This is a genomic window from Mycobacterium avium subsp. avium (assembly GCF_009741445.1).
GTDB classification, from domain to species: domain Bacteria; phylum Actinomycetota; class Actinomycetes; order Mycobacteriales; family Mycobacteriaceae; genus Mycobacterium; species Mycobacterium avium.
The window spans coordinates 1,048,884-1,060,357 of sequence record NZ_CP046507.1 but is presented as its reverse complement, the minus strand read 5'-3'; the positions used below and the strand labels follow the sequence as shown (position 1 = coordinate 1,060,357).

At 71.6% G+C, this 11,474-nt stretch carries 11 protein-coding genes; 2 read left to right on the top strand and 9 right to left on the bottom strand.

The features are described from left to right. Positions 1-3: 3 nt before the first annotated feature. Genes MAA44156_RS05310 through pyrR form a run of 3 tightly spaced genes read right to left on the bottom strand, consistent with a single transcriptional unit; the run spans position 4 to position 2,818 of the window. Complete coding sequence (locus MAA44156_RS05310) at positions 4-1,296, bottom strand: dihydroorotase (protein ID WP_009977676.1); 1,293 nt, start codon at positions 1,294-1,296, stop codon at positions 4-6. After that, a complete protein-coding gene (locus MAA44156_RS05305; protein ID WP_003872564.1) occupies positions 1,293-2,249 on the bottom strand; it encodes an aspartate carbamoyltransferase catalytic subunit in 957 nt (318 codons plus the stop codon). Before MAA44156_RS05305 ends, MAA44156_RS05310 begins: the two co-directional genes overlap by 4 nt. Further along, positions 2,246-2,818 carry a bifunctional pyr operon transcriptional regulator/uracil phosphoribosyltransferase PyrR gene (pyrR, locus tag MAA44156_RS05300; RefSeq protein WP_009977677.1) on the bottom strand — a complete coding sequence of 191 codons (573 nt, stop codon included), beginning with the start codon at positions 2,816-2,818 and terminating at the stop codon, positions 2,246-2,248. The genes MAA44156_RS05305 and pyrR overlap by 4 nt, the downstream gene beginning before the upstream one ends. Before the next feature lie 140 nt (positions 2,819-2,958). On the opposite strand from pyrR, the gene MAA44156_RS05295 reads away from it, so the two are divergent. Together MAA44156_RS05295 and MAA44156_RS05290 are read left to right on the top strand one after the other, a co-directional pair. Further along, entirely contained in the window at positions 2,959-4,164 is a 1,206-nt protein-coding gene (locus tag MAA44156_RS05295; RefSeq protein WP_009977678.1) for a serine hydrolase domain-containing protein, read from the top strand. 11 nt (positions 4,165-4,175) lie between these two features. Beyond that, entirely contained in the window at positions 4,176-4,715 is a 540-nt protein-coding gene (locus MAA44156_RS05290; protein WP_003872612.1) for a GNAT family N-acetyltransferase, read from the top strand. Here the strand turns inward: MAA44156_RS05290 and MAA44156_RS05285 are convergent, their stop codons facing one another. Genes MAA44156_RS05285 through MAA44156_RS05260 form a run of 6 tightly spaced genes read right to left on the bottom strand, consistent with a single transcriptional unit; the run spans position 4,716 to position 11,429 of the window. Beyond that, complete coding sequence (locus MAA44156_RS05285; protein ID WP_121035582.1) at positions 4,716-7,436, bottom strand: fumarate reductase/succinate dehydrogenase flavoprotein subunit; 2,721 nt, start codon at positions 7,434-7,436, stop codon at positions 4,716-4,718. Further along, positions 7,436-8,173, bottom strand: coding sequence for an ABC transporter ATP-binding protein (locus MAA44156_RS05280; RefSeq protein WP_003877618.1), 738 nt, complete (start codon positions 8,171-8,173; stop codon positions 7,436-7,438). Before MAA44156_RS05280 ends, MAA44156_RS05285 begins: the two co-directional genes overlap by 1 nt. Continuing rightward, on the bottom strand, positions 8,170-9,030 hold the full coding sequence (locus MAA44156_RS05275) for an ABC transporter permease (protein WP_003872615.1): 861 nt from the start codon (positions 9,028-9,030) through the stop codon (positions 8,170-8,172). Before MAA44156_RS05275 ends, MAA44156_RS05280 begins: the two co-directional genes overlap by 4 nt. Further along, positions 9,027-10,415 carry an ABC transporter substrate-binding protein gene (locus tag MAA44156_RS05270; RefSeq protein ID WP_003872616.1) on the bottom strand — a complete coding sequence of 463 codons (1,389 nt, stop codon included), beginning with the start codon at positions 10,413-10,415 and terminating at the stop codon, positions 9,027-9,029. The genes MAA44156_RS05275 and MAA44156_RS05270 overlap by 4 nt, the downstream gene beginning before the upstream one ends. A gap of 25 nt (positions 10,416-10,440) precedes the next feature. Next, positions 10,441-10,671: a 4Fe-4S dicluster domain-containing protein gene (locus MAA44156_RS05265; RefSeq protein ID WP_003872617.1), complete on the bottom strand. Its 231-nt coding sequence runs from the start codon at positions 10,669-10,671 to the stop codon at positions 10,441-10,443. Then, positions 10,668-11,429 (bottom strand): GntR family transcriptional regulator, encoded by a 762-nt coding sequence (locus tag MAA44156_RS05260; protein WP_029248524.1) that lies wholly within the window; start codon positions 11,427-11,429, stop codon positions 10,668-10,670. Before MAA44156_RS05260 ends, MAA44156_RS05265 begins: the two co-directional genes overlap by 4 nt. Between the last annotated feature and the right edge of the window lie 45 nt (positions 11,430-11,474).

Here is an 11,474-nt window from a genome sequence, read left to right as displayed (position 1 = left end):
GGTTCATACCGGGCACTTCCCATCGCGGGCGGTGACCTTGCCGCGCAGCAGGGTCGCGGTCACGGTGGCCGGCAGCGTCATCGCCTCGTAGGGGGTGTTGGCCGACCGGCTGGCCAGGTCCGACCCGGCCACCGTCCAGCTGGCGTCGGGGTCCACCACCGTCAGGTTGGCCGGCTCCCCCACCTCCAGCGGGCGGCCGTGATCGGGCAGATTTGCGATGCGCGCGGGGTTTTCGCTCATCACCTTGGCGACGTCCCGCCAGGTCAGCAGCCCTGGGCGGACCATCGTGTGGACCACGATCGACAGCGCCGTCTGCAGCCCCAGCATGCCGGGGCGGGCCGCAGAGAACTCCACGCACTTCTCGTGCTCGGCGTGCGGCGCGTGATCGGTGGCCACACAGTCGATCACGCCGTCGGCCAGCGCCCGGCGCAGCGCGGCCGCGTCGGCCGCCTCGCGCAGCGGCGGGTTGACCCGGTTGCGCCCGTCGTAACTGGCCAGCCGGGAGTCGTCCAGCATCAGGTGGTGCGGGGTGACCTCGGCGGTGATCGAGATGCCTTGCTGCTTGGCCCATTTCACGATCTCGACGGTGCCCGCGGTGGAGGCGTGGCAGATGTGCACCCGGGCGCCGGCGTCGCGGGCCAGCAGCGCGTCGCGGGCGACGATCGATTCCTCGGCCGCCCGCGGCCAGCCCGCGAGTCCCAGCCGGGCGGCGGTGGGCCCCTCGTGGGCGACCGCGCCGACGGTCAGCCGCGGCTCCTCGGCGTGCTGGGCGATGAGCACGCCCAGGCCGGTGGCGTATTCCAGGGCGCGGCGCATCACCAGCGGGTCGTGCACGCAGACGCCGTCGTCGGAGAACATCCGCACCTGCGCGGCCCCCGCCGCCATCATGCCCATCTCGGTGAGTTCCTTGCCGGCCAGACCCATGGTGACCGCGCCCACCGGGTGCACGTCGACCAGGCCGACCTGCTGGCCCCGGTGCCATACGTGGTCGGTGACCACCGGGCTGTCGGCGACCGGGTTGGTGTTGGCCATCGCGAACACCGCGGTGTAGCCACCCAAAGCCGCAGCGGCCGAACCGGTTTCGATGTCCTCGGCGTATTCGCGGCCCGGCTCGCGCAGGTGGGTGTGCAGGTCGACGAACCCGGGCAGCAGCACCTGGCCGGTGGCGTCGATGACGTCGGCGGTGTCGGGGATGTCGAGCCCGGCGCCGATGTCGGCGATCTGCCCGTCGTCGACCAGGACATCGACCCGGTCGCCCTCGCCGTACAACCGGACTCCGCGCAGCAACACGCTCATGCGGCGATCTCCTCCGCGCCCACCAGCACGTGGAACAGCACCGCCATCCGCACGTGCACACCGTTGGAAACCTGTTGCAGCACAGCAGATTGCGACGAGTCCGCCACCGAGGAGGCGATCTCCATGCCGCGCAGCATCGGGCCCGGGTGCAGCACCACGGCGTGGCCGGGCAGCATCGCCTGGCGGCGATCGGACAGCCCGTACAGGGACGAGTACTCGCGCACCGACGGGAAGAAGCCACCGTTCATCCGCTCGGCCTGCACGCGCAGCATGAGCACCGCATCGGCGGCGGGCAGCTCGGCGTCGAAGTCGTTCGACACGGTCACCGGCCAGCCCTCGACGCCGACCGGCAACAGCGTCGGCGGGGCGACCAGCACCACCTCGGCGCCCAGGGTGGACAGCAGCATCACGTTGGAGCGGGCCACCCGGCTGTGCAGGACGTCGCCGACGATCACCACGCGCCGGCCCTCGATGCCGCCGAGCCGCTGGCGGATGGTCAGCGCGTCCAGCAGCGCCTGCGTCGGGTGCTCGTGGGTGCCGTCGCCGGCGTTGATCACCGACGGCCCGGCGTCGCTGGAATCGCCGTTGCCGCAAGTCCATTCGGCAAGCAGGTGCGCGGCGCCGGAGGCCGGGTGCCGGATGATCAGCGCGTCGGCGCCGGCCGCCCGCAGCGTCAGGGCGGTGTCGCGCAGCGACTCCCCCTTGCCCACCGAGGACCCGGCGGCGCTGACGTTGATCACGTCGGCGCTCATCCACTTGCCGGCCACCTCGAAGGACACCCGGGTGCGGGTGGAGTTCTCGTAGAACATGGTGACGACGGTGCGGCCACGCAGCGTCGGCAGTTTCTTGATCTCGCGGCCCACCAGCGCCTGGGCGAACCGGTCGGCGTCGTCGAGGATGGCGGTGGCGTCGTCGCGGCTCAGGTCGCCGGCGGCGAGCAGGTGGCGGGTCATCGCGAGATCACCACCCCGTCGGCGCCGTCGTGCTCGGCCAGCAGCACGTGCACGCTCTCGCTGCGCGAGGTGGGGACGTTCTTGCCGACGTAGTCGGCGCGCAGCGGCAGCTCGCGGTGACCGCGGTCGACCAGCACCGCCAGTTGCACCACCCGGGGGCGGCCCACGTCGCGCAGCGCGTCCAGTGCCGAGCGCACCGAGCGGCCGGAGTAGAGCACGTCGTCGACCAGGATCACCAGCGCGTCGTCGATGCCGCCGGCCGGGATCGAGGTGGCCTCCAGCGGCCGCGGGGGTTTTTGCATCAGGTCGTCGCGATACAGGGTGATGTCCAGGGCGCCGTGGCCGACCTCGACCCCGCTGTATTCGCCGATGTTGCGGGCCAGCCGGTCGGCCAGGGTGACGCCGCGGGTCGGGATGCCCAGCAGCACCACCCGCGGCCCGTCCGGACCGTCCAGCGCGGTCTTTTCGATGATCTGATGCGCGATGCGGGAAACGGTGCGGCCGACGTCGGCCGCCGACATCAACTCCCGGGAATCACCGGACGAGCCGGTGTTGCCCGCAGCACCCATGCGAAACTTGACCTCCTTCTCCGCCTCACCGGACGGATCGTTAAAGGATGTCGACTGCACGGCAGCGTAGCACTAATTTCGCGGGCGACCGCGCGCGGCGGCCGTGGCGGCCCGCCCGCTAACCTGACCAGGTGAATCGCGTGACCCTCGACGCCAACAGCGTCTCCATCCGCGAAGTGTGCGACGCCGGCCTGCTGGCCGGGGCGGTGACGATGGTCTGGCAGCGCGGAGAACTGCTGCAGGTCAACGAGATCGGCTACCGGGACGTGGAGGCGGGGCTGCCGATGCGCCGCGACACCCTGTTTCGCATCGCGTCGATGACCAAACCGGTGACCGTCGCGGCGGTGATGAGCCTGGTCGACGCGGGCAAGCTGAGCCTGAAGGATCCGGTCACGCGCTGGGCGCCGGAGCTGGCCGGCGTGCGGGTCCTCGACGACCCGCACGGCCCGCTGGACCGCACCCACCCGCTCGACCGCGCCATCCTGATCGAGGACCTGCTCACCCACACCAGCGGGCTGGCCTACGGATTCTCGGTGTCCGGGCCGATCTCCAAGGCCTACATGCGGCTGCCGTTCCAGCACGGGCCGGACGCCTGGCTGGCCGAGCTGGCCAAGCTGCCGTTGGTGCACCAACCCGGCGAGAAGGTCACCTACAGCCACTCGATCGACCTGCTGGGTGTCATCGCCGCCCGCATCGAGGACAAGCCGTTCCACCAGGTTCTCGACGAACGGGTGCTGGGCCCGGCGGGCATGACCGACACCGGGTTCTTCGTCTCGCCGCAGGCGCGGCACCGGGCGGCGACCATGTACTCCCTCGACGAGCACAGCCGGCTGCAGCACGGCGTGATGGGCCCGCCGCACGTCACGCCGCCCGCGTTCTGCAACGCCGGCGGCGGGTTGTGGTCGAGCGCCGACGACTACCTGCGCTTCGTGCGAATGTTGCTGGGCGACGGGACGATCGACGGGGTGCGGGTGCTCTCGGAAGAGTCGGTCCGGCTGATGCGGACCGACCGGCTCACCGAGGCGCAGAAGCGGCACAATTTCCTGGGCGCGCCGTACTGGGTGGGCCGCGGCTTCGGGCTGAACCTGTCGGTGGTCACCGACCCGGCAAGGAGCATACCGCTTTTCGGCCCGGGCGGGGTCGGCACGTTCAGCTGGCCCGGCGCCTACGGGACGTGGTGGCAGGCCGACCCGACGGCCGAGCTGATCCTGATCTATCTGATCCAGAACCTTCCCGACCTCACCGTCGACGCCGCCACCGCCGTCGCCGGCAACACGTCGCTGGCCAAACTGCGCACCGCCCAGCCCCGGTTCGTCCGCACCACCTATCGCGCGCTCGGCCTTTGAACCGCACCGCCATGCCCGAATACCCTCCCGACCGCATCACCGGGCCCCGGCTGTCGCTGCGGCTGCCGGTGCTCGACGACGCCGGCCCGCTGTTCCAGCGGGTCGCCCGCGATCCGCAGGTCACCAAATACCTGCTGTGGGCGCCGCATCCGGACGTGGCGGCCACCCGGCGGGTGATCACCGAGAAGCTCAACGCCAGCGCGGACGAGAAGACCTGGGTGATCGAGCTGCGGCACCGCGGGGAGGTGGTCGGGCTGCTCAGCTGCCGGCGCACCGCGCCGCACTCGGTGGAGATCGGCTACTGCCTGGGCCGGCGGTGGTGGGGCAAGGGCCTGATGTCGGAGGTGCTCGGCATGCTGCTCACCGCGCTGGACGCCGACCGTGAGGTCTATCGCGTGTGGGCCACCTGCAGCGTCGACAACCAGCGCTCGGCGCGCCTGCTGGAGCACGCCGGGTTCTTCCTGGAGGGCCGGCTGGCCCGGCACGCCGTCTATCCCACCATGGGGCCCGAACCGCAGGACAGCCTGCTGTATGCAAAGATCCTGCGCTGACTAGCTTTTCACGGCCCGCTCGGGGTGTTCCAGCGCCCGGCGCGCGTACGCGCGCACGTCGGCGTCGGTGTCCTTGAGCGCGATCCCCAGGGCGTCGCGGGCGTCCGGCTCGCCGGCCCACCGGGTCAGGGCGAGCACCGCGGCCTTGCGCACGTCCAGGTGCGCGTCGCCCAGCGCCTCGCCTAGCAGCGGCACCGCGACCTCGGCGGCCGCACCGGCCAGCGCCCGCGCCGCGCCTTCGCGCACCTGCCACGCCGACGCGCGCAGCGCCTGCGTGATGGCCCCGTAATCGTCTGGGCCGCAGCCCAATTCGCCGAGCACGGCCAGCCCGGCGGCACGCACCAGCGGGTCGGGGTCGGCGACCAGCGCGCGCACCGCCCCGCCGGCCGGGCCCGTCCCGTCGCGCAGCGTCGCCAGCCCGGCGGCGGCCGCGATGCGCACCTCCCGGTTCTCGTCGCCGGCGGCGTCGACCACCCCGTCCACGTCGTCGACGGACACCAGCGCCCGCACCGCCTCGATGCGCACCCGGTGATCGGGATCGCCCAGGGCGCGCCGGTACCGGGCGGCGTCGCCGGCGCGGCGCGCGGCCAGCACGTACAGCGCGGCTGCCCGAACCACCCGGTCGAACGAATCCAGGTGGGCGCGAACCGATTCCGGTTCGGGCAGCACCTCGACCAGCTCCCGGACGCCCTCGGCGGCGGCGGCGCGCACCGCGGCGGCGTCGTCGCCCAGCGCGGCCAGCAGGGCGGGGGCGTATCCCTCGGGGGTGTTCTCGGTCAGCGTCGCCACCGCGGTGCGGCGTACCCCGGGATCCGGGTCACCCAGGTAGGGCGCCAGGTCGGCCACACTCGGCTCGTCGAGTGCCAGCACCGCGGCGATGCGCGGCGACGGCGGCTCGAAACCCGTTGCGGGGGAAGCGATGCGGGAGACAGCGCTGGCCGGGGCCTGGCCGCCGATCAGCGGCGGCTGCTGCACCGGGTGCACGGTCCGGTCGACCGGCGGCAGCCCGTCCAGCTCCGGAACCGGCACGAAATACGGTGCCACCGGCCGTTTGAGGAACACCATCCGGCCGTCGTCGCCCTTGCGCAGGTTGAGGTGATAGCCCCATTGATTGTCGTCGCGGCCGGGCAGGTCGGCCCGGTCGTGGTAGAGGCCCCAGCGCGATTCGGTGCGGGTGTGCGAGGACCGGGCGGCCATCTCGGCGCAGTCCCGGATGAACGACACCTCCACCGCGCGCATCAGCTCGTGCGGGTTGCGGGCGCCCATCTCGGCGATCTCGGCGCTCATCCGCTCGAAGGTGCGGATCGCGATGGACAGCTTGGCCGCCGTCTTGGGCGGCGCGACGTAGTCGTTGACGAACCGGCGCAGCTTGTACTCCACCTGCGGCTGCGGCGGCCCGTCCGGGTGGCGCAGCGGCCGGTAGATCAGCTCGTGCGCCTCGCGCAGCTGGTCGGCCGGAAGCTGTTGCGGCGCGGCCACATCGGCCAGGGTCGAGGCGGCATGGGTGCCGGCCAGGTCGCCGAACACGAACGCCCCGATCATGTAGTTGTGCGGGACGCAGGCCAGGTCGCCCGCGGCGTACAGCCCGGGCACCGTGGTGCGGGCATGCTCGTCGACCCACACACCTGACGCGGAATGCCCGCTGCACAAACCGATTTCGGAGATGTGCATCTCGATGTCGTGGGTGCGGTAGTCGTGGCCGCGGTTGGCGTGGAAGGTGCCCCGGGTGGGCCGTTCCGTGGTGTGCAGGATGTTCTCCAACGCGGTCAGCGTCTCGTCGGGCAGGTGCGACACCTTGAGATAGATCGGTCCGCGCGCGGAGTCGATCTCGCGTTTCACCTCGGCCATCATCTGGCCGGACCAGTAGTCGGAGTCCACGAACCGCTCGCCCTGCGCGTTGACCTGATACCCGCCGAACGGATTGGCGACGTAGGCGCACGCCGGGCCGTTGTAGTCCTTGATCAGCGGGTTGACTTGGAAGCACTCGATGCCCGAGAGCTCCGCGCCGGCGTGGTAGGCCATCGAGTAGCCGTCGCCGGCGTTGGTCGGGTTCTCGTAGGTGCCGTACAGGTAGCCCGACGCGGGCAGCCCGAGCCGGCCGCACGCCCCGGTCGCCAGGATGACCGCCTTGGCGCCGACCGTGACGAATTCGCCGGTGCGGGTGTGCAACGCGGCGGCGCCGACGGCGCGGCCACCGCTGTCGGGGTCGACCAACACCCGCACCGGCATCAGCCGGTTCTCGATGCGGATCCGCTCGCGCATCGAGCGTTGCCGCAGCACCCGGTACAGCGCCTTCTTGACGTCCTTGCCCTCGGGCATGGGCAGCACGTACGACCCGGAGCGGTGCACGCGGCGCACGGCGTATTCGCCGTGCTCGTTCTTTTCGAACTTCACCCCGTAGCGCTCCAGCCGCTGCACCATGGCGAAGCCGCGGGTGGCGGTCTGATAGATGGTGCGCTGGTTGACGATTCCGTCGTTGGCGCGGGTGATCTCGGCGACATAGTCCTCGGGTTCGGCCTTGCCCGGGATCACCGCGTTGTTGACGCCGTCCATGCCCATCGCCAGCGCGCCGGAGTGCCGCACGTGCGCCTTCTCCAGCAGCAGCACCTGCGCCCCGTGCTCGGCGGCCGACAGCGCGGCCATGGTGCCCGCGGTGCCGCCGCCGATCACCAGGACGTCACAGTCCAGCCGGAGCGGCGCGGTGGGGTCGGGTATCTGCATCAGGCGGCCTCCGCGTGGTTGAGTGCGTCGATGATCTGCGCCCGCAACTCGGCGTGCGGGCGGTCGCTGCGCGGCTCGGGCACCTCGACCGACGCCCGCGGCGGCTCGCCGGCGCGGCCCAGCACCACGATGCGGTCGCCCAGGGCCAGCGCCTCGTCGACGTCGTGGGTGACGAACACGATGGTGGTCGGGTGGGTGCGCCAGGTGTCGATCAGCAGCCGCTGCATGGCCGCGCGGGTCCGGGTGTCCAGCGCGCCGAACGGCTCGTCCATCATCACCGCGCGCGGCGCCCCGGCCAGGCCGCGGGCGAGCTGGACGCGCTGGCGCATCCCCCCGGACAGGCTCTTGGGCAGGTAGTCGCCGAACCCGGCCAGCCCCAGCTCGGAGATCCACCGCTCGGCGGCCGCGCGCCGGCCGGCCCGCGGCTGGCCACGCAGCCGCAGCGCCAGTTCGATGTTGGACCGCACCGTGCGCCACGGCAGTAAGGCGTTGTCCTGGAACACCATTGCGCGATCACCCGAGGTACCGGTGACCGGCACGCCGTCGGCCAGCACCCGGCCGCCGTCGGGGGTCAGCAGGCCGGCCAGGGCCCGCAGTACCGTCGACTTGCCGCAGCCCGACGGCCCGGTCAGCACCAGGATCTCCCCCGGGCGCACCACCAGGCTCAGCTCGTTGATCACCGCGGGGCCGTTGTAGGACAACCGAACTCGGTCCAGCTCGAGGCGCATGGCGGTCATCGCGCACCGTCCTGGGCGCGCGGCAGCCACCGGGTCACCCGCCGGCCCACCAGTTCGACGGCCGCCGACGTGGCGAACCCCAGCACGCCGATGGTGATGATGCCGACGAACACCTGCGGGTAGGCCAGCACGGTGTAGTCCTGCCAGGTGCGGTAACCGACCCCGAGACGGCCCGAGATCATCTCGGCGGAGATCACGCAGATCCAGGCCACGCCCATGCCGACGGACAGGCCGCCGAACACCCCCGGCAGGATGCCGGGCAACACCACCTGGGTCAGCACCTGCCAGCGGCCGCCGCCCAGCGTGCGCACCGAGTCCTCCCACAGCGTGGGCAGCGCCCGCACGGCGTGCCGGGTGGAGACCATGATCGGGAAGTAGGCCGCCAGGAAGGTGATGAACACGATGCCGGCCTCGTCGGTGGGGAACAACAGGATGGCCACCGGCACCATCGCGATGGCCGGGATGGGCCGGGCCAGTTCGGCCAGCGGCCCGAACACGTCGGCGAACAACCGCGAACGGCCCAGCAGCACACCGGTCGCCACCCCGATGACGGCGGCCAGCCCGAAGCCGGTCAGGATCCGCAGCAGCGACTGCGCCAGATCCAGCCAGTACTCGCCGGCCGCCAGCCGGCGGTGCAACGCGCCGACGATCTCGGTGACGGTGGGCAGCGTGTCGAAGCGCAGCAGCAGCCGCACCTTGTCGGCGGTGAGCAGCTGCCACAACCCGATGGCGGCGGCCACCGAGACCACCCGCAGCACCCGCGACTGCCACCGCAGCGTGCCGCGGCGGGGGCGGGCCAGCGGGGGCGCCGAAATCACGCCGCCCACCACCTGATCGGCCACCACTTGGGCTGTCATACCGAACCTCCCAGTGCCTGTTGGTAATTCACGGCGATGCCGCCGGGGTGCGCGGCCAGGTAGCGGCCCGCCCCGGCTGCAGTGCCGAACGGCAGATAGTTCTGCCCGTCTTTGACCCAGAACGCCTTGTCGGCGAACCAGCGGGTGCCGAACTCGGTGTCGGGGACGTAGGCCGCGCGGACCCGCGCGCCGCGGCCGAGCGCGTCGCGCACCGCCCGCAGCAGGCTCGCCGGGTCGGCGGTGGTCTGCGTCGTGTCGGCGCCGTCCAGCCACAGCTCGCCGGCCAGCGCCGGGTCGCCGCGCAGCGTGGACGGGTTGGTGGTGCGCGCCCGGGCGGCTTGGTAGTCGAGCCCGCGCGCAGTGAACACCGCCCGCAGTGGCTCGTCCACGACGAACTTGTCCACGTCCAGGTCGGCGAAGTCGCCGATCGACTTCAGGTAGGGCACATCGCTTTTCAGCGCTTCGGTCAGCGACGGCTTCAGCGTGGTGTCGAACGAGGTGCCGCCCGGGCCGTTGTAGAGGTACACCACCTCCGGGGGCAGCCCGCTGGCGTCGGCGACGATGCGGGCAGCCTGCAGCGGGTGCGCGTTGAGGAAATCGGTGGCGTCCAGTTGCGCCTGCAGGAAGGCGGCCAGCACCTCCGGGTGGGCCGCCGCGTAGGAGCGGCGCACCACCACACCGTGCAGGGTGGGCAGGTTCAGCTCGGCCCCGTCGTAGAGCAGTTTGGCCTTGCCCTGGAACACCAGCAGACCGGGCCAGGCCACGAACTGCGAAAGCGCTTGCACCTGACCGGATTCCAGCGCCGACGCCCCGACCTGGGGCTGCTGGTTGAGCACCTCGACACCGTTGACGCCGGCCCGGCTCAGGGCCCGCACCAGGGTGCCGTGGCCGGCCGAGCCCACGCTGGCCGAGACCTTGGCGCCGGCCAGGTCGGCCAGGTCCTTGGCCCGCGAATCCGGGCTGACCACCACCATGTTCAGCGCGCCCTTGGGGTTGTAGCCGGTGATGGAGACCATCTCGGTGCGGGCCAGCGGGTTGGCCTGCGTCTTGGAGCCGTTGATCAGCATCGGGTAGTCGCCCATCGAGCCGATGTCGATCTTTTCGGCGAGCATCTGCGCGGTGATCGGCGCCCCGGTGTCGTAATCCTGCCAGCGCACCGCGTATTTGGTGCCGGTGCGGGTGGTGATGTCGGCCAGGCGACGCTCCAGGTAGCCCTGGGCGCGCAGCAGCGTGCCCGCGGTGACGGTGTTGATGGTCTTGGACTGGTAGCCCACCACCACGTTGACCACCCCGGCCGACTGGGACAGGGATTCCAGCGAGCACCCGGTGCCCAGCGCGGCGACCGCGATCAGCACCGACGCCAGCAGGGCGGCATGTCTTCTCATGGAAGTTCCTGGGGGTGAACGCTTTTCAGCGAAGCAGGTAGGGCATGTTGACGGTGACCGCGCCGGTCGGGCAGCGGGCGGCGCACGGGCCGCAGTACCAGCATTCGTCGACGTGCATGTAGGCCTTGCCGGTGTCGGGGTCGATGGCCAGGGCGTCGAGCGGGCAGACCTCGACGCACAGCGTGCAGCCCTCGATGCACAGCGACTCGTCGATGGTCACCGGCACGTCGACGCGGGTGTTGTGGATCAGCGTCATGAGTTGCTCCTCATCGGCTCGGCTCTGAACAGGTTGCCGCGCATGGTGATTCGATCGCCCCGCATCCGGATGTACTCGAGGTCGACGGGAGTGCCGTCGGCCAGGCTGGTGAGCCGCTCCAGCATCAGCAGCGCCGCGCCGTCGGGCACCTGCAGCGTGGCCGCCGAATGCGCGTCGGCGGGGATGGCCTCGAGCGCCAGCGCCGCCGAGCCCAGCCGCTGCCCGCTGACCTGTTCGATGAGGGCGAACACGTCGTTGGTCTCCAGCGAATGCTCCAGCACCTGGCGGCCGATCGCGGGGGCCAGGTAGGTGAGGTCCAGGCTGAGCGGCAGCTCGCCGAGGTAGCGCAGCCGCTCGATGAACACCGCCTGCTCCCCCGGCGCCAGCCGCAGTCGGCGGGCCACCGACGGCGGCGCCGTGACCGGCATCGCCGCGCGCACCTCGTTGCGCACCTCGCCGAGGCCCTTGAACGTCTCCTTCAGCCCCAGCAGCGCGTCCAGGGCGTGGTCGTATTTGCGCTGCGCGACATGGGTGCCCACCCTGGGCCCGCGGTCGATCAGGCCTTCGCGCTTGAGCACGGCCAGCGCCTCGCGAATCGTGTTGCGCGACACCGAGAATTCGGCGGCCAGCTCCAGTTCGGTGGGCAGGCCGTCCGGGTAGGCGTCGGCGTGGATCTGCTGGCGCAACACGTCGGCCACCCGTCGGGCCCGGTCGGCCCGCGGTCCCCCGATCGGTACTGGATGCGCCACGACGGTCACGCTAACGCAGCTCAGGGGCGTTTTCCGGGCCGGCGACCGGGGTCG

What these genes read in the sequence shown, in the direction of transcription:
- MAA44156_RS05310 (WP_009977676.1), bottom strand. Translation starts at nt 1,296, where the DNA reads ATGAGCGTGTTGCTGCGCGGAGTCCGGTTGTACGGCGAGGGCGACCGG.
- MAA44156_RS05305 (WP_003872564.1), bottom strand. Translation starts at nt 2,249, where the DNA reads ATGACCCGCCACCTGCTCGCCGCCGGCGACCTGAGCCGCGACGACGCC.
- pyrR (WP_009977677.1), bottom strand. Translation starts at nt 2,818, where the DNA reads ATGGGTGCTGCGGGCAACACCGGCTCGTCCGGTGATTCCCGGGAGTTG.
- MAA44156_RS05290 (WP_003872612.1), top strand. Translation starts at nt 4,176, where the DNA reads ATGCCCGAATACCCTCCCGACCGCATCACCGGGCCCCGGCTGTCGCTG.
- MAA44156_RS05285 (WP_121035582.1), bottom strand. Translation starts at nt 7,436, where the DNA reads ATGCAGATACCCGACCCCACCGCGCCGCTCCGGCTGGACTGTGACGTC.
- MAA44156_RS05280 (WP_003877618.1), bottom strand. Translation starts at nt 8,173, where the DNA reads ATGACCGCCATGCGCCTCGAGCTGGACCGAGTTCGGTTGTCCTACAAC.
- MAA44156_RS05275 (WP_003872615.1), bottom strand. Translation starts at nt 9,030, where the DNA reads ATGACAGCCCAAGTGGTGGCCGATCAGGTGGTGGGCGGCGTGATTTCG.
- MAA44156_RS05270 (WP_003872616.1), bottom strand. Translation starts at nt 10,415, where the DNA reads ATGAGAAGACATGCCGCCCTGCTGGCGTCGGTGCTGATCGCGGTCGCC.
- MAA44156_RS05265 (WP_003872617.1), bottom strand. Translation starts at nt 10,671, where the DNA reads ATGACGCTGATCCACAACACCCGCGTCGACGTGCCGGTGACCATCGAC.